This is a genomic window from Mucilaginibacter sp. CAU 1740 (assembly GCF_039839285.1).
Lineage (GTDB): Bacteria > Bacteroidota > Bacteroidia > Sphingobacteriales > Sphingobacteriaceae > Mucilaginibacter.
This window is the reverse complement of record NZ_JBDOQS010000005.1, coordinates 373,649-400,321: the sequence shown is the minus strand read 5'-3', so window position 1 is coordinate 400,321 and position 26,673 is coordinate 373,649. Positions and strand designations below refer to the sequence as shown.

General features: G+C 44.8%; 37 protein-coding genes. 26 read left to right on the top strand and 11 right to left on the bottom strand.

What is annotated here, in order from left to right:
- Nucleotides 1-17: 17 nt before the first annotated feature.
- The 16 genes from AAFN85_RS14115 (at nucleotide 18) to AAFN85_RS14040 (ending at nucleotide 14,308) form a co-directional block, all read left to right on the top strand.
- Entirely contained in the window at nucleotides 18-827 is an 810-nt protein-coding gene (locus tag AAFN85_RS14115; protein ID WP_347528056.1) for an AraC family transcriptional regulator, read from the top strand.
- Nucleotides 828-915: 88 nt separating this feature from the next.
- Nucleotides 916-2,064 carry an aldo/keto reductase gene (locus tag AAFN85_RS14110; RefSeq protein WP_347528055.1) on the top strand — a complete coding sequence of 383 codons (1,149 nt, stop codon included), beginning with the start codon at nucleotides 916-918 and terminating at the stop codon, nucleotides 2,062-2,064.
- 128 nt (nucleotides 2,065-2,192) lie between these two features.
- Nucleotides 2,193-3,344, top strand: coding sequence for a hypothetical protein (locus AAFN85_RS14105; RefSeq protein ID WP_347528054.1), 1,152 nt, complete (start codon nucleotides 2,193-2,195; stop codon nucleotides 3,342-3,344).
- Between the two features lie 5 nt (nucleotides 3,345-3,349).
- Entirely contained in the window at nucleotides 3,350-4,069 is a 720-nt protein-coding gene (locus tag AAFN85_RS14100; protein WP_347528053.1) for a hypothetical protein, read from the top strand.
- Nucleotides 4,048-4,218 carry a helix-turn-helix domain-containing protein gene (locus tag AAFN85_RS14095; protein ID WP_347528052.1) on the top strand — a complete coding sequence of 57 codons (171 nt, stop codon included), beginning with the start codon at nucleotides 4,048-4,050 and terminating at the stop codon, nucleotides 4,216-4,218. The genes AAFN85_RS14100 and AAFN85_RS14095 overlap by 22 nt, the downstream gene beginning before the upstream one ends.
- 211 nt (nucleotides 4,219-4,429) lie before the next feature.
- Nucleotides 4,430-5,017 (top strand): cupin domain-containing protein, encoded by a 588-nt coding sequence (locus AAFN85_RS14090; protein ID WP_347528051.1) that lies wholly within the window; start codon nucleotides 4,430-4,432, stop codon nucleotides 5,015-5,017.
- A gap of 11 nt (nucleotides 5,018-5,028) precedes the next feature.
- On the top strand, nucleotides 5,029-6,669 hold the full coding sequence (locus AAFN85_RS14085; protein WP_347528050.1) for a dihydroxyacetone kinase subunit DhaK: 1,641 nt from the start codon (nucleotides 5,029-5,031) through the stop codon (nucleotides 6,667-6,669).
- Between the two features lie 4 nt (nucleotides 6,670-6,673).
- Nucleotides 6,674-7,252: a PPC domain-containing DNA-binding protein gene (locus AAFN85_RS14080; RefSeq protein WP_347528049.1), complete on the top strand. Its 579-nt coding sequence runs from the start codon at nucleotides 6,674-6,676 to the stop codon at nucleotides 7,250-7,252.
- Between the two features lie 124 nt (nucleotides 7,253-7,376).
- Nucleotides 7,377-8,552: an SMP-30/gluconolactonase/LRE family protein gene (locus tag AAFN85_RS14075; protein WP_347528047.1), complete on the top strand. Its 1,176-nt coding sequence runs from the start codon at nucleotides 7,377-7,379 to the stop codon at nucleotides 8,550-8,552.
- A gap of 91 nt (nucleotides 8,553-8,643) precedes the next feature.
- Nucleotides 8,644-9,051 carry a nuclear transport factor 2 family protein gene (locus AAFN85_RS14070; RefSeq protein WP_347528046.1) on the top strand — a complete coding sequence of 136 codons (408 nt, stop codon included), beginning with the start codon at nucleotides 8,644-8,646 and terminating at the stop codon, nucleotides 9,049-9,051.
- Between the two features lie 135 nt (nucleotides 9,052-9,186).
- Nucleotides 9,187-9,858, top strand: coding sequence for an NAD-dependent epimerase/dehydratase family protein (locus tag AAFN85_RS14065; RefSeq protein WP_347528045.1), 672 nt, complete (start codon nucleotides 9,187-9,189; stop codon nucleotides 9,856-9,858).
- A 58-nt stretch (nucleotides 9,859-9,916) separates the two neighbouring features.
- Nucleotides 9,917-10,822 (top strand): helix-turn-helix domain-containing protein, encoded by a 906-nt coding sequence (locus tag AAFN85_RS14060; protein ID WP_347528044.1) that lies wholly within the window; start codon nucleotides 9,917-9,919, stop codon nucleotides 10,820-10,822.
- An 80-nt stretch (nucleotides 10,823-10,902) separates the two neighbouring features.
- Nucleotides 10,903-11,778 (top strand): NAD(P)-dependent oxidoreductase, encoded by an 876-nt coding sequence (locus AAFN85_RS14055; RefSeq protein WP_347528043.1) that lies wholly within the window; start codon nucleotides 10,903-10,905, stop codon nucleotides 11,776-11,778.
- A 22-nt stretch (nucleotides 11,779-11,800) separates the two neighbouring features.
- Complete coding sequence (locus AAFN85_RS14050) at nucleotides 11,801-11,995, top strand: hypothetical protein (protein ID WP_347528042.1); 195 nt, start codon at nucleotides 11,801-11,803, stop codon at nucleotides 11,993-11,995.
- A gap of 72 nt (nucleotides 11,996-12,067) precedes the next feature.
- Complete coding sequence (gene mgrA / locus AAFN85_RS14045; protein ID WP_347528041.1) at nucleotides 12,068-13,102, top strand: L-glyceraldehyde 3-phosphate reductase; 1,035 nt, start codon at nucleotides 12,068-12,070, stop codon at nucleotides 13,100-13,102.
- Between the two features lie 156 nt (nucleotides 13,103-13,258).
- Entirely contained in the window at nucleotides 13,259-14,308 is a 1,050-nt protein-coding gene (locus AAFN85_RS14040; protein ID WP_347528039.1) for an aldo/keto reductase, read from the top strand.
- 449 nt (nucleotides 14,309-14,757) lie between these two features.
- On the opposite strand, the gene AAFN85_RS14035 is transcribed toward AAFN85_RS14040, so the two are convergent.
- Nucleotides 14,758-14,901: a helix-turn-helix domain-containing protein gene (locus AAFN85_RS14035; RefSeq protein ID WP_347528083.1), complete on the bottom strand. Its 144-nt coding sequence runs from the start codon at nucleotides 14,899-14,901 to the stop codon at nucleotides 14,758-14,760.
- Nucleotides 14,902-15,537: 636 nt separating this feature from the next.
- On the opposite strand from AAFN85_RS14035, the gene AAFN85_RS14030 reads away from it, so the two are divergent.
- Nucleotides 15,538-15,858, top strand: a complete 321-nt coding sequence (locus AAFN85_RS14030; RefSeq protein ID WP_347528038.1) for a DUF1810 domain-containing protein — start codon at nucleotides 15,538-15,540, stop codon at nucleotides 15,856-15,858.
- Between the two features lie 16 nt (nucleotides 15,859-15,874).
- Here AAFN85_RS14030 and xth read toward each other — a convergent pair whose 3' ends face one another.
- Genes xth through AAFN85_RS14005 form a run of 5 tightly spaced genes read right to left on the bottom strand, consistent with a single transcriptional unit; the run spans nucleotide 15,875 to nucleotide 18,408 of the window.
- On the bottom strand, nucleotides 15,875-16,651 hold the full coding sequence (gene xth / locus AAFN85_RS14025; RefSeq protein ID WP_347528037.1) for an exodeoxyribonuclease III: 777 nt from the start codon (nucleotides 16,649-16,651) through the stop codon (nucleotides 15,875-15,877).
- 4 nt (nucleotides 16,652-16,655) lie between these two features.
- A complete protein-coding gene (locus AAFN85_RS14020) occupies nucleotides 16,656-17,081 on the bottom strand; it encodes a hypothetical protein (protein WP_347528036.1) in 426 nt (141 codons plus the stop codon).
- Nucleotides 17,082-17,087: 6 nt separating this feature from the next.
- Nucleotides 17,088-17,858 carry a Ku protein gene (locus tag AAFN85_RS14015; protein ID WP_347528035.1) on the bottom strand — a complete coding sequence of 257 codons (771 nt, stop codon included), beginning with the start codon at nucleotides 17,856-17,858 and terminating at the stop codon, nucleotides 17,088-17,090.
- A complete protein-coding gene (locus tag AAFN85_RS14010) occupies nucleotides 17,855-18,127 on the bottom strand; it encodes a hypothetical protein (RefSeq protein ID WP_347528034.1) in 273 nt (90 codons plus the stop codon). The genes AAFN85_RS14015 and AAFN85_RS14010 overlap by 4 nt, the downstream gene beginning before the upstream one ends.
- Nucleotides 18,128-18,141: 14 nt before the next feature.
- A complete protein-coding gene (locus AAFN85_RS14005) occupies nucleotides 18,142-18,408 on the bottom strand; it encodes a hypothetical protein (RefSeq protein WP_347528032.1) in 267 nt (88 codons plus the stop codon).
- A gap of 222 nt (nucleotides 18,409-18,630) precedes the next feature.
- Between AAFN85_RS14005 and AAFN85_RS14000 the strand changes: the two genes are divergently transcribed.
- Entirely contained in the window at nucleotides 18,631-18,864 is a 234-nt protein-coding gene (locus AAFN85_RS14000) for a hypothetical protein (RefSeq protein ID WP_347528030.1), read from the top strand.
- Here AAFN85_RS14000 and AAFN85_RS13995 read toward each other — a convergent pair.
- The 3 genes from AAFN85_RS13995 to AAFN85_RS13985 are packed head-to-tail and all read right to left on the bottom strand — an operon-like array spanning nucleotide 18,854 to nucleotide 20,058.
- A complete protein-coding gene (locus AAFN85_RS13995; RefSeq protein WP_347528029.1) occupies nucleotides 18,854-19,105 on the bottom strand; it encodes a hypothetical protein in 252 nt (83 codons plus the stop codon). The two genes, AAFN85_RS14000 and AAFN85_RS13995, sit on opposite strands and share 11 nt — an antisense overlap.
- 10 nt (nucleotides 19,106-19,115) lie before the next feature.
- The gene (locus AAFN85_RS13990; protein ID WP_347528028.1) at nucleotides 19,116-19,724 is read right to left on the bottom strand and encodes an alpha-ketoglutarate-dependent dioxygenase AlkB; all 609 of its coding nucleotides are present in this window, start codon (nucleotides 19,722-19,724) and stop codon (nucleotides 19,116-19,118) included.
- Nucleotides 19,684-20,058 (bottom strand): hypothetical protein, encoded by a 375-nt coding sequence (locus tag AAFN85_RS13985; RefSeq protein WP_347528027.1) that lies wholly within the window; start codon nucleotides 20,056-20,058, stop codon nucleotides 19,684-19,686. The genes AAFN85_RS13990 and AAFN85_RS13985 overlap by 41 nt, the downstream gene beginning before the upstream one ends.
- Nucleotides 20,059-20,155: 97 nt before the next feature.
- Between AAFN85_RS13985 and AAFN85_RS13980 the strand changes: the two genes are divergently transcribed.
- From AAFN85_RS13980 to AAFN85_RS13965, 4 genes are all read left to right on the top strand, one after another.
- On the top strand, nucleotides 20,156-20,590 hold the full coding sequence (locus AAFN85_RS13980; RefSeq protein ID WP_347528026.1) for a S24 family peptidase: 435 nt from the start codon (nucleotides 20,156-20,158) through the stop codon (nucleotides 20,588-20,590).
- Entirely contained in the window at nucleotides 20,574-21,827 is a 1,254-nt protein-coding gene (locus tag AAFN85_RS13975) for a Y-family DNA polymerase (RefSeq protein ID WP_347528024.1), read from the top strand. Before AAFN85_RS13980 ends, AAFN85_RS13975 begins: the two co-directional genes overlap by 17 nt.
- A gap of 7 nt (nucleotides 21,828-21,834) precedes the next feature.
- Complete coding sequence (locus AAFN85_RS13970) at nucleotides 21,835-22,269, top strand: hypothetical protein (RefSeq protein WP_347528023.1); 435 nt, start codon at nucleotides 21,835-21,837, stop codon at nucleotides 22,267-22,269.
- Nucleotides 22,270-22,410: 141 nt separating this feature from the next.
- Nucleotides 22,411-23,019 carry an SOS response-associated peptidase family protein gene (locus AAFN85_RS13965; protein ID WP_347528022.1) on the top strand — a complete coding sequence of 203 codons (609 nt, stop codon included), beginning with the start codon at nucleotides 22,411-22,413 and terminating at the stop codon, nucleotides 23,017-23,019.
- A gap of 167 nt (nucleotides 23,020-23,186) precedes the next feature.
- Here AAFN85_RS13965 and AAFN85_RS13960 read toward each other — a convergent pair whose 3' ends face one another.
- On the bottom strand, nucleotides 23,187-23,525 hold the full coding sequence (locus AAFN85_RS13960; protein ID WP_347528021.1) for a helix-turn-helix transcriptional regulator: 339 nt from the start codon (nucleotides 23,523-23,525) through the stop codon (nucleotides 23,187-23,189).
- 235 nt (nucleotides 23,526-23,760) lie between these two features.
- On the opposite strand from AAFN85_RS13960, the gene AAFN85_RS13955 reads away from it, so the two are divergent.
- Genes AAFN85_RS13955 through AAFN85_RS13945 form a run of 3 tightly spaced genes read left to right on the top strand, consistent with a single transcriptional unit; the run spans nucleotide 23,761 to nucleotide 24,654 of the window.
- Nucleotides 23,761-24,240, top strand: a complete 480-nt coding sequence (locus AAFN85_RS13955) for a DUF4385 domain-containing protein (protein WP_347528020.1) — start codon at nucleotides 23,761-23,763, stop codon at nucleotides 24,238-24,240.
- Entirely contained in the window at nucleotides 24,227-24,370 is a 144-nt protein-coding gene (locus AAFN85_RS13950) for a DUF2256 domain-containing protein (RefSeq protein ID WP_347528019.1), read from the top strand. Before AAFN85_RS13955 ends, AAFN85_RS13950 begins: the two co-directional genes overlap by 14 nt.
- Nucleotides 24,367-24,654: a hypothetical protein gene (locus tag AAFN85_RS13945; protein ID WP_347528017.1), complete on the top strand. Its 288-nt coding sequence runs from the start codon at nucleotides 24,367-24,369 to the stop codon at nucleotides 24,652-24,654. Before AAFN85_RS13950 ends, AAFN85_RS13945 begins: the two co-directional genes overlap by 4 nt.
- Nucleotides 24,655-25,412: 758 nt before the next feature.
- Here AAFN85_RS13945 and AAFN85_RS13940 read toward each other — a convergent pair.
- Nucleotides 25,413-25,637: a TraR/DksA C4-type zinc finger protein gene (locus AAFN85_RS13940; protein WP_347528016.1), complete on the bottom strand. Its 225-nt coding sequence runs from the start codon at nucleotides 25,635-25,637 to the stop codon at nucleotides 25,413-25,415.
- 342 nt (nucleotides 25,638-25,979) lie between these two features.
- On the opposite strand from AAFN85_RS13940, the gene AAFN85_RS13935 reads away from it, so the two are divergent.
- A complete protein-coding gene (locus AAFN85_RS13935; RefSeq protein WP_347528014.1) occupies nucleotides 25,980-26,534 on the top strand; it encodes a hypothetical protein in 555 nt (184 codons plus the stop codon).
- Nucleotides 26,535-26,673: the final 139 nt, after the last annotated feature.

Here is a 26,673-nt window from a genome sequence, read left to right as displayed (position 1 = left end):
ATCATTTTAATATCCGCATGGAAAATTCAGGAACAGCCGTAAGAGGACGCATATTTGTTTCCTGTAAACGGGAGAAACATTACAACAGTGAGCTGATCTTAGATCAGCATGCCATGGTATACATCTATCATGGTATCCTTGAGTTAACCTATGGTGATCAAACACACCGTTTTGGGCGCGGCTCAACAGTACTTATTCCCCGGAACCAGTTAGGCCGGCTGGCGAAAATTCCTGCTGACGGCGAGCCGTTCAGGTCGGTCTCGGTTTTGTTTCCGGAGGAATTATTAAGGAAGTTCTATTCTTCCCGTCCGGAAAATCCGGCAGAAGGTAAATGGAAAGGTCATCTCGAATTGCCGCAGCACCCTCTGCTGGAAAGTTTGTTCAGTTCCTTGGTTCCTTATTTCGAAATGCGGGACGAACTGCCGCCTGATCTTGCTGCTATTAAAATTGCTGAATGCATTACTGTACTGGATTCGCGCGACAATCAGGTTCGCCGTCTGCTGAATTCATTCAACGAGCCAGGCAAGGTCGACCTTGCAGATTTCATGGAACAACATTATAAGTTCAACCTCGCTCTTGAAAAATTCGGATACCTTACCGGCCGCAGTCTCAGCACTTTTAAAAAGGACTTTCAAAAAATATTTCATATGACACCCGGCCGCTGGCTGACACAAAAAAGGCTGGAGTTTGCGCATTACCAGATCGCCGTAAAAAAACGAAGGCCTACCGAAGTTTTTGTTGATGCCGGATTTGAGAACCTTTCACATTTTTCCTTTGCATTTAAAAAACGGTTCGGTTATAGTCCGGCAGCAATCGATGTAGTTTGATATTTAAAGTCAATAATTATGACTTTTTGAGCAAAACAATGCGGCCTGTTTGCAGGCTAATTTTGTATAAACTCTTAAATAAAAAAAAATGACAACACGACGCGATTTTTTAAGTACTGCCGGCAAGGGCGCGCTGATTGCTGGTTTAACCACCGCACTCCCGGGACAAATATTTGGCGCGATTAATGAACGTGATCAGGACAATAAACAAAAACCTATGAAAGCAGCTGCAAATGACTGGATCAATAAACTCCCGCACTTTGGTTTAGGCGGGGTAACAATCGGCAACGAATTTGAAGCCGTAACGGATGAACAGGCACATGAAACGATCGAAGCTGCCTGGAATGCCGGTGTAAGATATTTCGATATGGCTCCCTGGTATGGCCTGGGATTAGCAGAAAGACGGTTCGGCGCATTTTTACATAATCAAAGGCGCGAAGACTTTGTGATCTCTACCAAAGTCGGCAAACTTCTGAAAGCGTCGAAGAACAGCCGTGGTAACGAAATATTCCCGCATTCAGGATCGCCTAATACACCTGTATTTGATTATACCGGTCCGGGTGTCAGAAGATCTATCGAAGACAGCTTACAGCGGCTCGGCGTAGACAGTATCGATATGGTGTTTGTGCATGACCTCTCCGCTGATTTTCCCTGGTTTGACCGTCCATGGAAAGAATATTATAATATTGCCAAAAAAGGAGCCTTCCCCGAATTGGACAAAATGCGGCAGGAAGGCCTCATTAAAGCATGGGGTCTGGGTGTTAATACCCCGGAACCGATCATGATGGCCATGCAGGACGCTGAACCGGATACATTCCTAGTAGCATCCCAATATTCACTTATCGATCATTCGAACGCACTGCACCAGCTGTTCCCTGAATTCAGGAAACGCAAGATCAAAGTAGTGATCGGTTCAAGTCTGAATGCCGGCTTTATCTCGGGCAGCAACCGTTACAACTACAATCCTAAAAAACCAACGCCACAGGAATATTTTGACAAGCGTGATCAAATGACCAGGATCGCAGAAAAATATAATATTGACCTGCGTACGGCAGCTTTGCAATTCTCGTCTTATCCTGATGTAGTGGCTTCAATGGTGGTTGGCGCGCGTACTGCCAAACAGATCAGTGATGATGCGGCCTCGTTGCAGGTCAATATCCCTGCCGCTTTTTGGGACGAACTGAAAACTAAAAAGCTGATAGAGAATGACGCGCCTACGGTTATGGGCCGGTCTTAAACAGCAGTTTCTACTTACAACCCTGCAGGCACATAACTGCGGGGTTGTCACTTGGCCCGCATTTTTTTTTGCCTGTAGCTGACCTTCGCGTTTCAGTTACAGCGACACCGAACTATAAAAATTACACCATGTACTTTCTTTTGAAAAGATGGAAGCCCGGCATTGTAGTGGCTGCCTTGCTGCCGCTTGCCGGACTGGCAGGCTGCAGTTCAACTAAAAGTTTGATAAATACCGGGACATATCAAACAAAGCTGGTCGCAGAACTGCCGGAAACCTACAATACCATCGATGGTATGGAAATTGGCCCCGACAGCAGTATTATACTATCCGTACCTAACTTTAACAATCAGTACCTGCTGGAGAAAGGCAGGATAAAAACGCCGTCACCGGCATTTATGGCTGTTATTCACAAAGACAACCGGGTAGAGCACTGGTATGATTTTAAACCGGAAGATCTTCATCCGCTTACCGGAAAAGTTGGCCCGATGGATTGTGCATTCGGACCTGACGGAAATTTATATGTCAATGACCGGCAGTGGTTTTACAATAAAGATCACCAATCCAGAATTTTGCGTATAAACGTCAAAAACGGCAAACCGGTTGACGCAGATGTCGTGGTAACCGGCATGATGAGCTGCAATGGAATGTATTGGAAAGACAGCACACTTTTCGTTACCGAGTCAGTTCTGCAAAAAACAGATTCTGCGCTGTACAGCGGAGTTTACGCTTTTCCAATTGGCCAGCTCAAAAAAGAACAGCCTGTAAAGGTAGATACCTTTAATTATGGCAGGGGTGACAGTCACCTGGTCACCTGGTTTAAATCGTTCAACCATTTGGGTTCGGGAGCCGATGGGATAACTTTTGATGATAAGGGTTATCTTTACACTACTGTTATTGAGGAAGGCAAAATTTACCGTTCAAAACTTGATGCTGCAAACAAAGCCGTGGAAACTAAGCTTTTTGTTCAGGATAAGCGGGTGATCGGTCCGGATGGACTGATCTTCAGCGCGCAGTATCAAACGTTTTTCCTGGCCGACTTCCTTGGAAATGCAGTGCATGCCATTGATATGAACGGGAAAGTGCATACGCTGCATAAAAACGGCGATAGTGATGGCAGCGACGGGTCACTGGATCAGCCCGCAGAGCTGGTGCTCCGCGGCAATGAACTGATCATTGTGAACATGGATATGGCCTGGGCCAGTAAAGGATATGCGGTAAACAGTGACGTGGATATGAAGTTTAATATCTGTAAGATAGATTTGAAGGCACGACTAAAATAACGAACATGAAAGTAGTAAAGGTTCCCGGCGATCTGCCGAATGCACCGCATTATCAAAATGTGCTGGAATTGGAAGACGTATCCCTGGTGGAATCATGTACACAGGCACATGAAACCCGGAAAGTGATGTTCCTGCAGGATCACCTGCTGTTATTTGTGATGGAAGGTACATTCCGGATAAAACTGGGTACACAGGAATTCGAGGTGAAAAAGAACGAAATGATCCTGCTCAAAAAATTCAGCGGGATCGAAACCTGGAAACTGGGTAATCCTGATCATAACTACGCCTTTGAAAGTATGATGTTCTTCCTGAAGGACAGTTTCCTGCTGGAGTTCTTAAAATCGGAAAATATCAGGTTGTTCAGGGACCAGGAAACAGCGCCGATCTATGTAAGGCCTTATAATGAAAGGCTGCTGCGTTTTTTAGAATCGCTTAAGCCTTTTTTCAGGGACCAGGAGGAAGTTAATACCAATCTGTTCCGGATCAAAATGCTGGAATTGCTTTATGACCTGGCGCATACGGATAAAAGCCTGCTGCTGCAGCTGATCCAGCTAAAAAGCCAGCATCAGACCGATATTCCGAAAGTCATGGAAGAGAATTACCTGAATCCCGTTGACCTGGATGAACTGGCTTATCTTTCGGGCAGAAGCCTTTCAAGTTTCAGGCGTGATTTTGAAAGTATCTACCAGATGTCACCAGGCAAATGGATACAGGAAAACGCTTGAAAAAAGCAAAGGAACTGCTTTCGGTCACGCAAATGACGGTGGCCGACGTTTGCTATACGGTGGGTTACGAAAACATATCTCACTTTTCCCGGCTGTTCAAAGCTTATTGGGGCTTTAACCCCAGCACATCGCGCGTAACTGTTAACTAACGGGAACTGAATTTAAATGATGCTAAAACAGTTGAACGATCTTCAATCATTCAACTGTTTTTATTTTGACTGTAAAACGCAATTATTTTGGCAGCTACAGCAAAATCAACCGTCTTCTGTAATTGCATATTTGTTCAGGATTTTTAGTTGGTGCCGTCATTAAACCGGCAAACAATAATCATTACCGAACATTTTAAACCTAATAGTATTTATGGACAGAAAGAAATTTATTGCCGGTTTCAGCCTGTTGCTGTTACCGGGCCTGAAATTATTTTCACGGAGTAAAATCATGAAACCTGAAGAATTTATTTTTAAGGATGACGGGGTGATCCCCAATAGTCATTTGCCCTTATTGATTTATAAAAATGCCTTTAATGCCCGGGGTACCGCCGGTGCGGCCTGGCTGGAAAAAACTTTCGGTGATAACAACTGGACCAATTCCTGGCGCAATGGTATCTATCCTTTTCATCATTACCACAGCACATCTCATGAAGTGCTGGGTATTTATTCCGGCAACGCCTTAGTGCACCTTGGAGGTGAAAACGGGAAAAAGATCAATATTGAAGCCGGTGACATTATTATCATTCCGGCGGGCGTAGGACATAAAAATCTTGGAGGCAGTGGTCTTGGCGTAGTTGGTGCATACCCTGACGGTCGTAACTGGGACGTGAATACCGGTAAACCAGGTGAACGGCCGGGCACGGATAAAACTATCGCTGCCCTGCCTGTGCCATCAACAGATCCCTTAAACGGGCAAAACGGATTACCCGGGATATGGAAAAGCTATTCACCTAAATAAAGCTAAAGTATATGAAATTTTTCATTAATAATCCGGATGAGGTGGTAACGGAGGCCATCGACGGCCTACTGACAAACCCGTTGTTAGCCAAACTCGACCGGTTCCCGGAAGTGCGTGTGGTAGTCCGGAAAGACTGGGATAAATCCAAAGTCGCGGTAATATCCGGCGGAGGTTCAGGACATGAACCTGCACATGCCGGGCTGGTAGGCAAAGGCATGCTGACCGCTGCGGTATGTGGTGATATATTTGCCTCGCCTTCGGTTGATGCCGTGCTCTCAGCTATATTGGCGGTAACAGGAGACGCCGGCAGCCTGGTCATTATTAAAAATTACACCGGCGACCGGATTAATTTCGGACTGGCGGCCGAACAGGCACGCGCATTAGGCTATAAGGTGAATACCATTATTGTTAATGATGACGTTGCGTTAGGCATGGATGTTAACCGGCGTGGTTTGGTGGGCACCCTGTTTGCACAAAAGGTGGCCGGTTACATGGCGGAGGCAGGGAATTCACTGGAGGAAATTACATCAGCTGTTGAGGCGGTGATCCGTAAAACTTATTCGATCAGTCTTTCACTTACAGAGTGCCACCGACCGGGTCAGGATTTCGAGCCACGGTTAAGTGAAAACCAGGCGGAGTTGGGGCTGGGTATACACGGCGAGCCGGGCATTGAGATCATTGATTATGCGCAGGCAGACCAGCTGGTTAGCCTTGCCGTAAAAAAGTTAGAAGGATTTCTCCCGGATCCCGATGCACGATACGCGCTGATTATGAATAATATGGGTGGTGTCAGTCCGCTGGAAATGGGTATATTGGTTAATGCGCTCCGGAAAACCGCTTTGGCTGAAAAGGTTGATTATCTGATCGGTCCCGCTCCGTTCATGACGTCCATCAATATGATCGGTTTTACTATTTCTTTACTGGAATTAAATGATGATACAGAAAAGGCGCTACTGGAACCCATACAGCCTGCCATCTGGGGTATTTATCCTTTTGCTGCACCCGCAGCTGTCAGCAGCCCGCAACTCCCGGAGGTAATTCAATTTGCGCCATCGGCTAACCTGAATGTCGAGCAAATCATTGGTCAGGCGGCTGAACTGTTGATCTCAGCAGAAAAAGAGATCAACGCCCTGGATGCCAGAGTTGGCGACGGCGATGCCGGTTCAACATTTGCCCTGATGGGTAAACAGGTACTCGCCGTAGTCCAAGATTTGCCGCTGGACCATCCCGGACATTTACTGCTCACCTTAGGACGCGTTCTTGCCCGCGACACAGGCGGTTCAAGTGGTGTTTTGCTTTCCATATTTTTTACAGCCGCAGGAAATGACTGGACGAATCAGGAGAACCTGGTGCAGGCACTGACGGCAGGTTTACAGAAAATAAAAGATTATGGCGGCGCACAGACTGGCGACAGAACGATGATCGATGCGCTCGAACCCGCATTAATGGCGCTGGCCGGAGGATCAACGGTCCGGCAGGCAGCAGAAGCTGCCCGCGCTGGTGCCGAAAGTACCAAAACTATCCTGCATACCAAATTCGGGCGTTCCTCTTATCTTGGGGAACATTCGCTCGCCGGTGTTCCAGATCCTGGTGCCGAAGTTGTTGCCCGCGTTTTCGAGTCCATCGCACTTTTAAATCAATTCAATATTTAAAATCATGAAAAATACAAAATCATCTATAACTGCTATATTACCCATTGCCATTATATGCCTGCTCACCGGCTTCAAAGCACAGGCGCAGGAATATGCGTCTCCGGTACAGCCGCCGCAAACCGGACGTTCACCAGGCGTGCAGGTCAAGCTGATCAGCAAGGGCGGCACAACGAAAACCTATGCGCTCATTTTTGCTGCCGGTGATGAAGTGTTGTCCGGATTGAAGGAATTTGCAGTGAAATACAAGGTAAAAAGCGCACATTTCACGGGTATAGGGGACGCTAAAACTTCAAGATATGGCTGGTATGACCAATCAAGAAAAATGTTTAAAGTATCCAGGATCGATGAATTTGCAGAAATAACTTCACTGATCGGCGATATCGCCCTGAAAGCGGGAACACCTGTGGTACACGCGCATATTAACCTGGCTACTGCTGACGGCATCGTCCATGGCGGACATTTGCTGGAAGCGTTTGTTTCACCAACCCTTGAAGTGATCGTAACCGTTGAACCGGAAAGTTTATATAAACGACTGGAGCCGGAGTTCGGCATTATGGTGATCGACACCAAACTTCAGCAATAGTATTTGGCGAAATTTGGAATAAAAGCGCAAATAATTTGAAGCGCTTAGCAAAATACATCCACCGCGGAATGGGCAATTTTGTTGTGAATATTAACCGTGCTCAGGCACAATGAAAAGATTTACAATGAAAAGATTATTTCACCTTTCGGCGGCGGTTGCCTCAGTTTTACTGGTGGCCTGCAACTCAGGTACTACTCAAAACGATGCACAGGCAGACACCGCAACGCAGCAAAACAAGCTGCAGGCAAATATAGATACCAATGCCGGCCCGGCGAATGTATCACAGCCTTTTATCAAACTTCCCAAAGGCTACAATACCCCTGACGGTCTGGCTATCACCGGCGACAACAGCGTGATATTATCCGTACCAAACTTTAACAATGAATACTTATTAAAACAGGGTTTGATCAAATCGCCGGATGCCCCGTTTATGGCCATCATCGGCACAGATAATAAAATTGCGCATTGGTATGATTTTAAACCTCAGGATATGCATCCGGAAACCGGGCATGTCGGCCCGATGGACAGCGCTATCGGCCCTGATGGCAATTTGTACGTAGCAGACATGCAGGTGTTCTTTAATAAAGACCACAAATCACGTATTTTACGGATCAACATCGTTAATGGAAAAGCAGTAAGTGCCGACGTTGTTGTTGAAGGTTTTATTGCTTCAAACGGCGTATACTGGCAGGGCGATCACCTCTTTGTAACCGAGTCTGTTTTGCAGGCCGGCAATAAATCGCTGGTAAGCGGGGTGTATGCTATTGCCTTAAAAGAGATGCAGGATAAATCACCCGTCCATCTTAAGCCTTACCAAAACGGCAGAGGTGATGATCACCTGGTCGTTACTTTCCAATCAGATAATCATATGGGATTTGGAGCCGACGGCATTACTTTCGATGACAAGGGTTATATGTACACCACGGTAATTGAAAAAGGTCAGATCTTCCGTTCTAAACTCGATAGCCGGAACAAGGCAGTAGAAACAACCCTGTTTGCGCAGGATAAGCATATGAAAGGACCCGACGGACTGATCTTTAGCCCGGAAAGAAATACCTTTTATGTTGCGGATTTCCTGAATAATGCCGTACATGCGATCAGCCGGGACGGCAAAGTGACAACGCTGCAAATGAATGGAGATACCGACGGTACTGACGGTAAACTTGATCAGCCGGCTGAAATCTTACTGCGCGGCCATGAATTGCTGATAGTCAATATGGATATGGCCTGGGCCACGCCCAAATTATCTGTAAACACCAAAGTTGATACTGCTTACAACCTGAGCAAAATAAACCTTTAAGCTAAGCTTGTGTTCAGGCATTGCTCTCAGTGAATTTCCTGTTAAGATTTTATAACAACAATTTAAATGACGTTTAGTCGGCTACAATTTTATGAAAACAGAAGAAGTTATCAGAAGTTATTTCGATGCCATAATTAACGGACAGTTTGAAAAAGCTGTTCAATATAAATCTCCGGACAACAGATATTGGATCAGCGGTGAAAATTCCTGGCCCTTCGGAGGTTGGCAGACACCAGAAAGCATGTCCCGGATATTCGCAAACATCCGGGACCGTTTTCCAAACGGCCTGCAGATCACCATCAACTCCATTTTTACGGAGGGTGACCAGGCTGCTATACAGCTTAGAAATTATGCCAAACGAATTGACGGCCGTATATACGATAACCAGATCGTATTTCTGATGCGTGTAGAAAATGGTCTCATCGTTGAGGAAAAGGAGTTCCTGGACACGATCATGGTGAATGAACTTTTTTGCGGACCGGTTGGTACTATTCAATAATTGACGTTTAAACAAACCATATTTAACCTTTTAAACAAACTAAGTGGATTCGTTGTATGATATTTTTGTCAGCCTGGTGTTTGAGGAAAAAAGCACCGCAAGTTGAAAAGCTTTAATGATGTTAATATTTAGGTAATGAAGGTGATCATAACAGGGGCAACCGGACTGGTTGGTGAAGGTGTATTGAGGATTTGTTTAAACGACCCCATGGTGACGAAAGTGCTGAGTATTTCGAGAAAACCATTACAGGTTCAGCACACTAAACTTAGTGAACTTATTTTGACTGACTTTACGGCATTGAAGGATCAAAGTGATTTGCTTGAAGGTTATGAAGGCTGTTTCTTTTGTGCCGGCGTTAGTTCATTAGGTGAAAATGAAGAAAGTTTCACCCGTAAGACCTATGATTTCGTAGTGCCCTTCGCGGAAACACTGGTCAAAATTACGCCGAAAATGACCTTTATCTATGTATCGGGAAACCGTACAGACGGCACGGAACATGGGAAGGTCATGTGGGCTAGAGTAAAAGGCAGGACTGAAAACGCGATTGCACGCCTGCCTTTTAAGGCAGTTTATAATTTCCGCCCCGGATTTATGCGGCCCGTTAAAGGCCAGCATCATGTGAGATGGATCTACCGTGCTTTTGATGTGCTGTCACCTTTCTGGTATCTGGTTCTGCCGGATTGGATCTGCAAGATGCAGGAGGTGGGTGATGCCATGATCGAATGTGTAAGAAAAGGATATCCTAAAACTATTCTGGAAGTGGCCGATATTAAACGCCAGGCACGGAAAAAAAACGCCGCTTCTTAAACGTGAATTAATTCCGGTGATTATTTAACTTTGAGTAAAACCGGGATTTAAAGGGATTATGAGTGACATAACAGAAACTGTCGAGGAATTTTACCAGCGTTCGCCGTATGCGTCAGCAGCTTTTAAACAAGATGCCCAGCTTGGTGATTTCGCTGCATTTCCGCGCAATTTCTGCCCGTTAACTTCTCCTTTCAGCAAGAGGTCATTTTATAAAGTCGCCCTCGTACTCGATCCGGGAAAGCTTTTTTATGCTAATCGCTGGATCGATGTTGGCCGACCGGCCTTGCAGTTTTCAAACCCGATGGTGCCTTACGCCTGGGAATCAGAATCTCCTGAACAGTCAGGCTGGTTTTGCCTGTTTACCGAATATTTTCTTCAAAACGGAGAAAGGACAGGTAGTTTAGCCGATTCGCCCTTTTTCAAAACCGGGGGCACTCCCGTGTTTTTCCTTGATGCTGTCCAGGAACAGGTCATTTCCGATATTTTCAGGAAAATGATCGCTGAAATGCAAAGCAGTTATGCGGCCAAATTTGACGTGTTGCGCAATTATCTTCATTTATTGATGCACGAAGCCATAAAACTGCAGCCCAGGCAACAATATGAGCCACATTTAAATGCTGCAACAAGAGTCGCCTCTCTTTTCCTGGAACTTATGGAACGCCAGTTTCCTGTTCATTTTGCGCAAGCTCCGCTCAAACTTAAATCAGCCGGAGATTATGCAAACCAGCTTTCTGTGCATGTCAATTCCTTGAACCGCGCTGTCAAACAAATAACAGGTAAAACAACTACACAGCTGATTGCCGAAAGAATAGCCAAAGAGTCTGTCACCATGCTCCGGGATACGGACTGGAATATTGCGGAAATTGCTTACGCACTGGGTTTTGAAGAACCTAATAACTTTACATCATTTTTTAAGAAACACACTGGCGAAACACCCGGCATGCTCCGGAGAAACACGGTTTGAATTTCATAGCTTTTCGTTTGAACTGAATATGCGCCCATAACCATAGGTAGTGCAATTTTGTATCTGTAAAACAAAGTATTATGGATCAAAAAACATCACGTCGCGATTTTCTGTATTTATCCGGAAAATCTGCCGTTTTCGCAGGTGCATTAGCATTAGCACCAGGGTTTGTAAAAGGCGCTGGAGCGAATAACACTTTAGGAAAAGGGGATCGAAAGAAAATTATGATCACAGGTCACCTGGGCTATGTCGGCAGCAGGCTGATCAAAGCTTTTGGTAATGAATATGATATCGTTGGCTACGATATATTGGAGGGAAATGATATTCTTAATCCGCAACAATTAGAAGCCAGTATGAAAGGCTGCGAAATCGTTGTCCATCTCGCAGCCATACCAAAGCCGACCGAAGGTAAAACTTATCAGGATTATTTCCGCACAAATGTAGAGGGCAGTTTTAATGTAGCACAGGCAGCGTTAAAAACCGGTGTACGCCGCCTGGTTTACGCAAGTTCAACCACCTATTACGGAATTGAAGGTGGTATACCATTTCATTACCCGGTAACAGAGAATCAGCAGGTGGTTTCCCAATACCTGAAAGCAGAGGAACTGCATTGCCGCGATATTGATCTTTCCTATCATACCAGTAAAGTGATGGCCGAGCAAATAATGGCCTGGCACGGACTGAATAAAAAGATGGAAACGATTGCCTTGCGTTATGGGCCCATTGATAAGGTGGTGATGGGTGTAAGCGTTAGCAGCGCCAATGTCACTCAGGCAACCAAACTGGCCATAGACAGTAACAAGCAGTTTTGGTATGAAGGTTTTACCATTGTAGATGACATCGATTTTATGGATACCCGGAAAGCTAAAAAAGTACTTGGCTATCGGCCGGTAAAATCAGCATATCGGCCAGATCAAACCTTATCAACTTTTAAAGACCGGACAAAGCTCGGTTAATCATTTACTTAAAAACAATATCATGTATATATCAATGGCGTATAAGGCGACACAGGAAGCGTTGAAAGCCTTAAAAGAAGAAAAAGAAAGATCTTTACTTCCAGATCAGGCGAAAGAAGATCCTGTTAAAATCAGCAATACAAATCCCGCTCTAAACCGTAAGAAATTAAAATTCTGTTGGTTTTTTTGGGGAAATTGCCTGGCAGAATGCAGTTGAATTATTTAATGAAACTGGAATTGATTTTCCTGGCTAATCCGTAAACTTACAACAGTAAATAAAACCTATAACATGAAATGGACACCAAATCCAAACCGCTATGATCAGATGATCTATAACCGCTGCGGTGCCAGTGGTCTATTGCTACCGGCAATATCACTTGGTCTATGGCATAATTTCGGTAACGATACTGACCACGCTACTAAAGTGAATATCTGTACAACGGCTTTTGACCTTGGCATAACACATTTTGACCTGGCCAACAATTACGGGCCGCCCCCGGGCAGTGCTGAAATTGCATTCGGACAAATTCTTCGCGAAGAATTTGCCGGGTTAAGAGACGAACTGATCATTTCTTCAAAAGCCGGTTACCTGATGTGGCCCGGGCCATATGGGGAATGGGGAAGCCGGAAATATATCACGGCAAGTTGTGAACAATCCCTGAAAAGAATGGGATTGGATTATGTAGATATATTTTATTCCCATCGCTATGATCCCAATACCCCGCTGGAGGAAACGATGTTAGCTTTAGACCAGCTCGTCCGTTCCGGCAAGGCACTTTACGTCGGAATATCATCCTATAATTCTCAAAGAACAAAAGAGGCGCACAGCATTCTCAAATCGCTCGGAACGCCATTTGTCATTCACCAGCCCAGCTATTCCATGCTTAACAGATGGGTCGAAACAGACGGCTTACTGGATACCCTCGATGATTCAGGATTAGGTTCCATTGTATTTTCGCCATTGGCCCAGGGTATGCTGACGGATAAATATATCAAAGGCAACATTCCGGAAGATAGCCGGGCCAGTCAGGGAAAGTCGCTTCAAACCAAATTCCTGAGCGATGAAAATTTGCAGCACATAAAAGCTTTAAATGAAATTGCACTTTCCCGTGGTCAGACACTGGCACAGTTAGCCATAGCCTGGGTTTTAAGAAAAGGACGGGTGACATCTGCCTTGATCGGTGCAAGTAAGCCGCAACAGGTTATTGACTGCGTAGGTGCTTTGAAAAACATCGATTTTACGGAAAAGGAACTTGCTGAAATTGATGAGCATGCAAAGGACGGCGACATTAATCTTTGGAGTCAGTCCTCGGAATCAAACTGAAAAAATATGATCTTGTAAATTCATTCTGACGGGGCTCAATCGATAATTGAATTTAATTGTCAATAAAGTTGATGCTAAAAGCAAAGTCCGCGTTACTGTTTCTGAATAATTTTGAATCAATAATTAATTGATGATTTAGAAAATTCAGAAACAGAAATGGAATACAGATTATTAGGCCGGTCAGGCCTCAAAGTTTCAAACATTACACTTGGAACCATGACTTTTGGCGGTTCAGGTGCCTTTGCCAAAGTTGGCAGTAACGACAGAGAACTCGCCAGAAGTATTATTAACCGGTCAATTGAAATGGGTGTAAACCTGATCGATACGGCTAATATGTATTCAGCTGGTTTGTCAGAAGAGATCGTGGGGGGAATATTAAATGGTACGAGGCCGGGGGACGTACTTTTATCATCAAAAGCCAGAATGCCAATTGGCAATGGGCCGAATGATGAAGGCTTCTCCCGGTACCATTTGATCAGAGAGTGTGAAAAGAGCCTGAGAAGATTGCGTACTGACGTTATCGATATCTACTACATGCACGAATGGGATGGTCTTACCCCCCTGGAAGAAATGCTGGAAGCGTTGGATACTTTGATCAGACAAGGTAAAATAAGGTATGCCGGTAGTTCAAATTTTTCAGGCTGGCACACGATGAAATCTCTCGCCGCAAGTAAAGATCATGGGTACCAGCGCTTTGTTACGCAACAGATCCATTACACGCTGGAAGCGCGCGAAGCTGAATACGAGCTGTTACCTATCGGGGTTGACCAGGGTCTTGGAGCTTTGATCTGGAGTCCTCTGGCCGGTGGTTTATTATCCGGTAAATATACAAGGGAAATGCAGCAGCAACAAGGTACTCGTTTTTCAGAGGGCTGGAATGAACCCCCAATAAGAGATTGGAACAGGCTTTGGAATATCGTTGATGTCCTTAGCGAAATTGGCAAAGAAAAACAAGTTTCAGCTGCTCAGATCGCGATAGCATGGTTGTTAACCCGCCCTTCTGTAAGTTCTGTTGTAATTGGCGGCCGCACGCTAAAACAAATTGAGGACAATATCTCTGCTTCATTTGTACAGCTCACTGCAGAGGAAATACAGCGTTTGAATGAGGTCAGTAAATTGCCACTGTTATATCCTTACTGGCATCAGAATTTCTTTGCGAAAAGCAGGCTGGCTGAGGCTGATAAAGTTTTATTGGAAAATAATTGATTGCCTGCTGACCTGCAATATGAGCATCCTGTTTTTATTATAAAATCAATTATGATAAAAGTATATTTCAGTTTCTTCTAGAAATTGAAATATACTTTTATCGTCGAGTTTTCGACACTTCATAAACACCATGGTAATATAAATTGACCTAGAGAGGCCAGAAATTGTTGCTGATTTGCGGGTTTAATTACAATAGTTACTGATAATTAAGTAAAAGCACTTTTTGGATGCAAAAATAGAATGGTATTATCTATCCAGTTGTAATTTCCATGGCAAGCTACAAATCAACCATAGTTTCAGACTTCCTTTTAAACCTTCCAGCCAAATTTGGTGGTATTTGTACATACGATAAGTATCAGATTAACGGGGCTTAGGATGCTCTTCAATAGGCAAACAAATAAACTTTGAGTTATCTGCACTAACTCGCAAGTCAGCTAATTTTGCTTTTCTTACCTCCGTTTAGCTAAATCTGTTGGAGTATAACCAAATTGTTTTTTGAAAGCGTAGGAAAAATGAGATAAATTTTCAAAACCTGTCTCTAAATAAATCTCCATCGGTTTTTTATGTTTTTCGGTCAGCTGATAACGGGCCAACTCCAAACGTCAAGTTATCAATTACAAGTACAAATTTCATGCTCATTGTGTGATAGATAAGTTTAGTTCTTGCTTTCGCTTTATCGAAATATTCGTGGTTCGAAAATCGCCCAGTAAGGGTTCGCTAAAATTGCTCTATTTCGCTCAAAAGGCGCATTTGCTCTAAAAATTGGTTCGAATTCCGCCCAGTAAGGGGAGCTTGAAAATCAATGATTTATCCCCACTCGGACGAGTGGGGATTTTTTATTTGCACAAAATTTGCATAAAAACACAGTTTAATTTTTTTGACTTTTAAACTTTTATAAAATTTTGTTTGCTGTGGCCCTCCTTTTTTAAACCCAATCAGCGCATTTTCTTTTTCAAGAAGCAAATGTAGTGACAAAATTTTCTACTCCGAGTCGGAACCAATCGGAGTATTTTACTATCAAAAAAGGAAATTTGGCAAATTTCTTTAGGCGACGAAGGTGAAGTTATCGCCACGGGACTGAAGCAGGCACGTAAACATTTCGCGAAGGAAAAGCTAACCAAACACGATGATCACTTAGATTGACTTGGAGAAATTCCTGCAAGCCCAGACCAGGGGACTATAATAATGCGTTCGCCGAAATTCAAACCGGCCGTAAACGCAGCCATTGGATGTGGTATATATTTCCGCAGATCGAAGGCCTGGGTTTTAGCAGCATGTCGAAGCGCTATGCGATCAGGGATTTAAAGGAGGCCGCAGCCTACCTGGCCCATCCGGTGCTCTGGCGCAGGCTGATCGATATTTGCAACGCCTTGCTGGACATACCGGGTTATGATGCCACCGCAGTGATGGGAAGCCCCGACGATTTAAAACTAAGATCAAGTATGACCCTATTTGCGCTGGTCCCAGGCGCTAACCAGGTCTTTGAGGCCGTTCTTCACAAATATTTTCATGGACAAAAAGATAAGGCGACCCTGGAACTCGTTACATAGGAAATAGTCAAACTTTTTAATCGGTCTGTATCTCAATCCAAACAGGAGTGTGGTCGCTGCTATGCGCCAACCCGCGAATACGGCGATCAACTCCTCCGCCCGACACCTTGCCAAGTAACTGCTCATTCAGCAGGAAATGATCCAGCCGTAGCCCCGCATCCCGCTTGTAGGCATGTCGGAGATATTCCCAGAAAGTATATACCCGTTCTTCCGGGTAAAGCTTACGGATAACATCCGTCCAACCCTGTTTCAACAGGGACTGGAAGAATTTGCGCGCTTCGGGCCGGAACAGTGCGTTGTTCCTGTATTTTTCGGGTTTATAGGTATCCATATCTGTCGGGATAATATTGAAATCTCCGATCAATGCTACCGGAAGGCCAAAGCCCATCAGCCGTTTGGCATGTATGGTGAGCCGTTTGATCCATTGCAGCTTATAGTCAAATTTAGGTCCCGGATACGGGTTGCCATTCGGAAGGTACAGGCAGCCTATGACGATGCCATTGATAAATGCCTCGATATACCTGCTATGCGTATCATCCGGGTCATCGTCAAGCCCGCGCCTCGTTTCCTTGATTTCACCATACCTCGAAAGGATCGCAACGCCGTTCCAGCTTTGCTGCCCCTGCCAGATCGAATAGTAACCGGCATCCAGTAAGGTTTGCTCCGGGAAACGGTCGTCCGCAGCCTTCAACTCCTGCAAGCAGACCACGTCGGGCTTTGCCTCCGAAAGCCAATGCAACAGGTTCGGTAAACGTCCGTTGATGCCGTTGATATTATACGTGGCGATCTTCAAAGGTTCAGCTTAAGCTTCCTGGGTTTAAGGGCAGGTCTTCGGGTGGATTGGCATTTTCAGGGAAATCATCCTGTAAAGCCTGTTGCTTTTGTTGTTCTTCCGGCGACCGGTAATTCGAAATAAATTCTACTAAAGCTATCTGTTCGTGATAGGACAGGAGGCTGCCTTCATACTTCCATTTAGTCGCCGAAAGATTGATCTTCCCGAGATAATCCGGGTTCCGGTCATCCGGAAGGTCATCGGGCTGCCCTTCGCTTTCCGCAGGCTCAGTAAATAAATGCGTTTCGTCCCCGAACGCGTCTTTGTAAATTTTAAAAAGCCCGGTAGGATGGAGTTTTCCTGCAGCGTCTTTATGCAGTGCAGGCTCAATAATCACGTAACGGTCAGTCCCGTCTGGCAGCGGGATATGCGATTGTACTGGGTTAATCATATATGGTTATGCTTGTTTTTTATTTTGCAGACTGTTCATCAGTTGTTCGTAAAGATCGTCATTCTTCGAAGCTTTCGGTTTCAGTTTCTTGATCGTAGGACGCTTGCCTTTCGCCTTGGCTTCGATGATCTTTAATAACTCGGTATGGTACTCATCTTTATATTTGGAAAGGTCCAGCTTTTCAGCGTATTGGTTGATCAGCGCCAGCCCCATGTCCAGCTCTTTCTTCGTTACTTCGATCTTATCGTCCAGGTTTAATTCGCTTTGGTCGCGGATCTGCTGCTGGAAGCGGATACGTGTGACCACGATATCTTTTTCTACCGGGTGCACAATGCACAGGCTTTCGGTACTCCGCAGTACAAAGCGCGCTAATCCAGCCTTTTTGGATTTTTTCAGCGCTTCCAACAGCAGCGCGTAGGCCTTGTTCTTTTTGGTGGCCGGCTCCGTGTAATAGGACGACTCGTAATACATGGGGTTAACGGAATCAATATCGACAAAACTTTCGATCTCGATCACCTTGCTTTTTTCGGGCGCGGCCGCCTGGAAGTCGGCGTCTTCAACGATCACATAATCATCGTCATATTTATAGCCTTTCACGATCTTATCGTAAGGGACTTCTTTTTTAGTATGCTCGTTCACCCGCATGAACTTGATGTTGGCATGATCGCGGCTGTCCAACATGTCCAGGTCAAGTGAAGAGGTTTGTACCGCCGAAAACAATTTAATAGGAATGCTCACGAGCCCGAAACCTATCGAGCCTGTCCAGATTGATCTCATGACTTTAGTTTTTTGATGTTATCATTAATACCGTATGGATGGTGCAATTCGATCTGGTCAGCCAGCAGGTGGAGCATCGCCTCATCCAGGCCGTTCGGGTTCTGGCAGATATGCAGGAACTGGTGGTCGTCCGCCTCGAAGCTGGCGACAAATTTACCGGCTTCAAAAACCTTGAACTTGCAGTTCTCCCCGTCATGGTGAAGGTATTCGCCGACTTCGAAATGCCGGATTTCTTTATCCTTACGGATGGTGATCTGATAGTTTTCCATAAAGGATTATGTTCTTAAGCGGCTGTTTTCAGCTGTTCAATATCGGTTACCTGGTCTAAAAGCATATAGGCACTGGTATGTTCGATCTTTTCTAAAACAGCCCGGACAATAGGGTCGGTGATGTTAGAGGATCCTGTGTAAGACCAGGTATGGCTGTTCTCCCGCCGAGCAAGAATAATTTCGGAGCCTTCCCGGATCAGAAAATATAACTCATTATGATCGACAAGCGTGGTTACCTCGAACTCATGCTTTTGGTGCTGGAATGTGGCTTGTAATAACATAGTGATGATGATTGGTGGAATCAAAAACATACCAATAATGTGCCACAGTTATCAGCTTGGGGGTATGGCTTTAATATTCGGAATTTAATGACATCATAATTGGTCAGGCCGCCCACATTTGCCTACATCAGCAGCGATTCGATATCTAAAAGAGCTTCTGTTAATTTAAGGGCATGGCAATTGTTGTGACGCTATGGTTTGATCAATAAGTGCTTAGCGGTAATGAAAGCAATAGATTTTAATGGTTTATGCTTTTTTCAGCAAATGGAAATGGTGCTGAAAGGAACACGGCTCGCGAAGCGGGACGCCGGTCGGTATTATATCTACCTGTATAATGTATGTGAGTTTTATGTTGAAGTTTTTTACGATGCGGGGACCGATATCATAAAACATATGAAAGCGTTCAGCGGGACCAGGCAGCTTGCTCCCTATATAGAAGAAATTGTCATTTCTTAGGGATTATAAAATCTCTTTCCTGCGTAGGCGACCACACGCAGCAATGGATATCGGCCTCCCGCTTTCTTTTTTTGGTGTGTTGGGTCACACTTTTGAAAACGGCTTCGTAAAAAGGCTGGAAAACCTGCCCTTCCGGCACCATGAAAAACACTTTATCGTCTTTAACTATGATGAGTTCGCCGGTATCCGGCATTTCCCGCTTCAAAAAAAGCGTCACCCTGTTTAAATAATCTGTATTCATCAGGTCGAAATCAAATAACTACCCGGAAAGTCAGGTTGACCCTTGCCTTCATCGGTTGAACCGATTTGGCTATCCGGTGTTCCCAATGTTCCTGCAAACCGGATTTCATTAAAAGAAAAGAGCCATGTTCCAGGCGGACGGAATACTTTTTCAAATGGTCGGCTTTGTTGCGGATATCAAAACTGCGTACCTCGCCAAAGCTAACGGAGGCTATAACGGGATGTTTGCCCAAAATACTTTCCTTATCACTGTGCCATGCTACGGAGTCATTGCCGTCCCGGTAATAGTTCAGCAGCACGCTGTTGAACTTTACACCGGACAAAGGTTCGACTATCGCTTTGATCTCTAACAATTCGGGCGTCCAGGGGGAAGGGTTGGAGATCCTGCCCGGGTGTGAATAATCAGTTCCCAGGTCGCCGTACCAGGCCGTCAGCCGAGGTGTGGCGATTTCTTTATCTTTAATCTTAAGCGCCGTTTGTTTCCACGGTGCTTCTGCTATGAATTTTTTTAAATATTCGTCGCTTTTCGCTATGCAGAAAAGTCCCGGCCGGTAATCCAGCAAATGAGTAGGCAGGCCTTTACTTTGACCAGCCGCTGCGAATAATGTCAATTGCTCCATATTGCTCCTCCATAACCTCCTCACCGTATAAACGCCTCGCTTCCTGTTGAAACAGCCGTGAACCAGGCGGAATTTCCTTAACGTACCACTCCGTATCCAGCAAAACCGAAAAAAAGAAATCCATGATTTTCTTTACAGCTTCAACGGTAACTTCCGCCAGATCTGTCACCTCGAATACATAAGTCCTGACCGGGACGAAACCGCCTTTCACCATATAAAGATGCCCTAAACCGTAGGCTAAGCCGTCATTTGCAGGGCCTGTATGTACACGGACTACCAGTTCCGTTCCCTTAATCAGGGTTTCCGTTCCCTCGTTAATTACCTCGTATCCCATAGCTATCCTTTTTTCGTTTACAAATTTATGCTAAAAATATTAGCAAATACAAAAACAAGATGATAATTTTGATGTCTCAAAAAGGGGAGGAGCGCAAATGCTGAGATTGAAGCAACATCGGGAGAAAAGAGATGTACTGGGGTTCCGGCTTCCGATGCTGACGCATGAGGAACCGGAACTGGACATATCGGAGATCATTGTCATGGATCCCGATAATACATTTTTTATGCGCATGGGCAGCGACTCGATGCGGGGCCACTGCATCCTCAAAGATCATGTGCTGGTCATCGACCGTACATTGCAGCCCGTACCTGGCAGCATCGTCGTTTTTTTCCATGAGGACGGCTTTTACACACGGGAATACCAGCCGCAGGGAACAAAACTGATCCTGAAAGCCGACGAACCAAAAGACTCGATCTCTATTGAAAACAGTGAAACCTGGGTTTGCTGGGGAGTGGTTACACTAACGCTTAATCCGGTCTTGCAGCCGCAACACAGAACAGGGAGGTACGCACGTGTTTGCACATGTTGATATCAATAACTGCTATGTGAGCTGCGAGCGGTTATTTAACCCGGCGCTCGAAGGCAGGGTAGTGGTCGTCCTGTCGAACAATGACGGCTGCGTGATCGCCCGCAGCAACGAGGCCAAGGCCATCGGCATTAAAATGGCTGACGCGGAATTCATGGTCAGGCAAAACCTGAAGGAAAACAATGCCGCCATTTTCAGCAGCAACTACGCGCTGTATGCCGACATGAGCGCCCGGTTGATGAATAACCTGGCGCGTTATACCTATACATTGATGGTGTATAGCATCGATGAGGCATTTATGGCACTGGGTAATATCAGTGATCTGGACCTTGAAAAACATACCGCCGCGATCAGCGAGCATGTGATGCGACATACCGGTTTACCGATCACGGTTGGTGTCGGGCCAACGATGGCGCTGGCCAAGCTGGCCAATAAAGCCGCCAAAAAACAAAAGCGAAACTTTCTTGTGCTGGACACGGATGAAAAGGCAGATGCTACAGTTCGTGATTTTCCGATTGAAGATGTTTGGGGAGTCGGCCATCAATACTATCATAAGCTCACGGAATTCGGCGTAAAGACTGCCCATGATTTCCGTGAATTGAAAGCCGATTTCGTGCGTCAGCATATGACCGTGCAGGGCTGGAGGCTACATCAGGAATTGTGGGGTAAGCCCTGTAATATCATTAAAGATGTCGCGGAACGTTCCAAGGGAATTGAAAGCAGCCAGAGTTTCAATAGTTACCAGACTGAATTGGAACCTTTAGAGGAGGCCGTGGCCATGCATGCCGCGACAGTTTCCCTGAAACTCCGGCAGCAGCAAAGCATGGCACTCACGCTGACTATCTATCTCCGGACCAACAAGCATAATGTTAAACATGACCAGCACTACCCCAGCATCACGGTTAAAGTACCTTTTGCGGCAAACAGCACTCATCAGCTTACGCGTGTAGCGGTACAGGCGATCCGTGCTATTTACCAGCCCGGTTACAATTACCTGAAAACAGGTGTAAGGGCGACGGGCATTATTCCCGCCGGGGAAGTACAATACCATATGTTTTCCGACTATGAGCACAGCAAAGAGCAAAAGCTATCCGAACTGATGGATGGCCTGAATAACCGTTATGGACGCGGAACCATTCGCCTTGGAGCGGATAGCTTTGAGCGTAAATGGATCATGAAACAGGAATTTCTAAGCCATCAGTATACCACGGACTGGAAGGATATCATCGTGACCCAATAAACCCGTTATGACGCCCTATTCAAACAGCAGGTTGTATGAAATACTGAAGAAAGAACTTATGGCATGGGTATGGAATAATCCCCGGCTGCTTCATAAGATCACCCGCTTTAACCTGGAATTTCTTTTTGAGTTCGACCCGCAACGCGGTTTGTCCATCGACCTGCGGCGCTTTGATCATGAATACTACAAAACAGTTTTTTATCCGCCTGAGGAAAAGAAACAACATATTGATGAATTCGTTCGCAAATGCTGCCTGGTCATTAGCCAGCACCTGGCCCGTGCCGGTAAAACAGACCTGACGATTACGATCACCGTTCGGCATATGATCTCAGAGGTCAGCCATTGGCATAGGTTTTTCATTGATGAACGTTATAACGGGAAAAAAACGGCTGAACTGAAAAAAAAGGAAACGGACTGGCATTACAGGTTCGATCACGATTAACAGCCCGTCCCGTTTAGTAACAGTCTTTAGATAACATAAGGTCAGTCTGAAAGTCAGTGTGACATGACATTTAATTTATAAATTAATTTTTTTCTTATTTACTAAATTTATTAGTTTTGCATTTCTAATATTTTTAGCAATATGTGTGGGCATGTAGAAATAGGGGAACAAAAAGATCTGAAGATCATCACACGCGACGGCAACTCTTATACAGCCAAAAGCAATACCGCAGGTAACCCGGGTTCGATGCTACCGGTGGTTACCGACGCTATGCCAGGCAAAGTGCAGCAATTCCGCTGGGGGCTGCTCTCATTGGACGACGACCGTATTCACAGTAAAAATAAACACGCGCGCATCGAGTCGCTTTTCCTGGTACCGCTCTGGAGCGAACTCGTTGGTAAAAAGCATTGCGTTGTTCGTGTCCAGGCCTATTTCGAATATAATCCTGCGCAACACATTACCTATAAAGTTGAACGAGTGGATAAGCAACCATTTTATATAGCCGGGCTCTGGGATATCTGGATCGATATCAAAACCAATATCCTGATCCCTACATTTGTCATGATCACCGTTCCTCCGAATTCGGCTATAGCCGGCATACACGACCGGATGCCCGCGATCATGGAACGAGCAGATGTTAAAGACTGGATTAATGGCAGTCTAAGCGGCCAGGAGCGAGTTAAGGAACTACGCATGAAGCCCTGCCTGCCGCAAAACATGCTCATTACTGTCCATAAAGATCATAAATAGCCAAAATCTGATATATCTAAATGCTACATGTGACAACATTAATTCCAGGCCGTAGTTTTCACGCGGCCGGTCAAATCCGATGTATGTGCAATGGATTATTAGTTCAGATTGACGGTAAATAAATGCCTTGTTTTATCACTTTGCAAGTCCAGTGTTTATAGCTATGATCAGATGCTGACTTTTACCTGGCGTAACTCCTCATATAATTCGATCACTTTTTTCTGAAGGTCCGCCAATTCCAGTTCACGGTTCCGAACTTTGGCATTTAGTTTCCCGAGTATTTCTGAATCAGTATCAGATCGTGCTGTGCCTATGCTCAATAATTCGGTAACCGGCAGGTCAAATAGCTTTGCGATTTGTTCCAGCCTGGATAAATTGATATCCGTAACACCAGTTTCGATTTTGGAGAATGCGGGAATAGATATAGCTAACTGCCTCGCAGCTTCTTCCTGACTCCAGCCTTTTTGGTGTCGTAGCAGGCGAATGTTTTTCCCGGGATTTTTCATTAAATAAACGTTATATTATTCAAACATAACAATTTGTGTTTAGATGGATATATTAATAACAATAAAAGCATTTAGAAAACTTGACAAATAACTCCAGGTCATCACTTTCAACTTTAATTTCCTTGTACCCGTAATCTAATCATATTGGCTTTGAGTTTTATGCAAGCGATGTCCCAAGGTTTTACCCTTTTAAAAGGATGTGCAACATTAGACCTGTTCTTTTGTTGGTTAATTAATGCAACAACCCAGCTACCTGAATTTCGATGCGCCCAAATACGCCTGGAAATCCGATATTGACTATAAGAAATATCCTGAACGATATAGGGTGGGTAAAGGTGAACAGGGAGTCCTGATCTGTGAACCTTACAAAAGTGAGATCGGGAAATATTGGCGCTTTAAAACAAAATCTATAGCGGAGGAAAGCAGCCAGAAAATCTATAGTTTATTCAATGAATATTTAGCGGCCGGCGATTTTGTGGGTGCAGACATGGCGCGAAAATACTTGCAGATGGGGTACACGCGCGCACGTCGCTACGCGAATTACAGAGGAGGAAGGAAGTATGATGCGGCGCATGATCACACCTTGTTGGAACGGGGCACAGGTAATCCGGAAAAAGCAGATGCGGCTAAAGTATTTTATGCCAGATGGAAAGCAGCGGAGGCGAAAGAAGTTTATGCTGCCATGAAAAAGGATTGGAAGCATGCGAGGGGTTAAAAAGGAAAATTTACCACAAAAGATATGTACTACATGCGGGAAACCTTTTGTTTGGCGCAAAAAGTGGGAAAAAGTTTGGGAAGAAGTTAAATACTGTTCGGAGAAATGCAGACGGAACAAAACCCAATGATATTGACCCTTAGGCTGGATGAGAAAAGCCAGGCACTCTTTAATGAAATGCGGAAAAGGCATTTTCCACCGGGGCGGAATTTTCTTAAAGCACATTTGACTTTATTCCACCAATTACCCAGTGAAGTAGAGACCAGGGAATATTTCAGGAGTTTGCAATATCGTACCTTTGCAATGAAGGTTACCGGCTTGCGTCACCTCGGCGCAGGTGTGGCTTACGAAATTGATTCGGGAGAATTGCAGGAGTTTCATCGGAAATTAAGCCAATATTTCACAAGGTGTTAATCCCACAGGATCGGCAACCATTCAAACCCCACATCAGCATACAAAATAAAGTGACCCCGGCGGCATCCAAAGATTTGCTGACTGAGCTAACGGGGAGTTTCAAACCATTTACCGTTATGGCCACCGGACTTGACTTATGGGAGTATCTGGCAGATCCGTGGCGTCACAGTTTAAGTTATGCCTTTTTAAAGTGAATCATTAGTGAATCTCCTGATTTCAAACAGTGAAACGAAACGTAAAAGAACACAGTAATCCTATTGCTAATTTAATTCCCATTTCGTCTTCTTACAAGACATGCAACGATAACGCTTCAGGGGAAGCCAGAATAGTAAGGTTTTCATGAGCAGAGTTCGGCGCACGCGCTTAAGTGATGAACGGGTATTTTTCCCACATGGACAACGTGGGCTTACTTTGGGTGGTGTAGGGTATAAGTCAACGATCATGATAGGGGATATTATTTCCGCTCATCATTTGGTTTAATCAGGTATTCAAAGTTAAATACTAACCGTTGTTTTTTCAAAATGATAAATATCAGAAGATAAAATTGCGACCTGCCGCTGTTCCTTCCTTACCCTTTAACGAAAAAGTTATTACATGGACAACCTTTAACGCGTCAAGGATTTCGTCCGATATCCTTTTCTGTTTACTTTCGTGTTTTTTGATGCTCTTTTTCATAACCGTCGTTTAAGTTCAAGTTTTCCATGTTCATTTGATGCAATGTTTCCGTACTTGCGACTTAAGGATCCCCAATAATTAAACTATGCTGCCTGTAGGTTTTGCTTTGCCTGGATACTTAGGGTTGTATGAGGAACTGCCAGCAACCGTTCTTTCTGGATTAGGTTACCGGTAACCCTGCAAATGCCATAAGTCCCGTTTTTGATCCTAACGAGGGCAGCATCCAACTGATCTAAAAGCTTCTGTTGCTTGGCGGCCAACCCGTGCAGGTACTCCCTGTCTAAGGCCGCCGGACCATCTTCCAGCATATTATTGGCCCCGGCTGTATCATCTGTGCCATTTGGGTTCTTAAAGTTGAGCGAAGCCCTGATGCTTTCAAGCTCTTCACGGGCTATGTTTTACTTGTAAAGGATCAATGTCCTAAACTCAACAAGATCTTGTTCTGAATAGTGTAGTTGGTTGTTTTTCATAGTAATAACTTAACATTAAAACATTTCTTAGGTTTTGAATATTTTAATTAAAGGTTATTTCGATAGAACGGCTAAAAGCTGAACGCAACCTTACGAACAGCTGGTGAATCAGGGGCACTTTATTTAGAACGGCCGGAGTCTAACGAAATCGATCTTTATTTAACACCAATTATCAAGATTATGGAACTTAAACAAAAAATCTCTGCAATTGATCAGATAACTGACCAACAAAACGATGATCAGTCTAAAGGCTACAAGATCAATGCTGAAGGTAATGAAGAAGAAAAAGACTTGAAAAGAACTTCTATTTTCGGAAATTCATCTATGAAAAGCCCCGATGAAGAGGGTATGGAAGGCAAGGGGATGGGTGGCCATAATTTCGGGCGTAACAATATAACCCAGGCGGGGAATGATGAAGCTAACCCTTCACAAATGGCGGGAAATAACAATGCCTATTTCAATCGGACGCAACCAGCTGAAGAGCACCCGGAAAATAACAATTTCAAAGCGCCTGCTCAGGAAGGAGAAGCTGACTACGGTAAAGCTATGCACGGTGGGGAAGAGGAAAACCCGGGCGAAAGTGATGCGGCAGGCAAAACGGAAGATGGAAAGAATAATCCTGACAGTCCGTACCAGGAAGGTACTGCCGATGAAGACGGTGATAACAGCAAAAAGGAGCAGGTAAACATTCCCGGCCCCAATGAAGTACCTGATCAACAAAAAGTAGGTGAATAGGACTGATGAAACTTTTAAACAGCCCGGATCGCAGGTGGGATATTAGAGATCAAAGGTGAATTGGGGGTATTAAAAAAACTTGAGTTCGCTGCCTTCAGCCTAATTTAACTCCTATTTCCTCCTCATGCAGGATGAACAA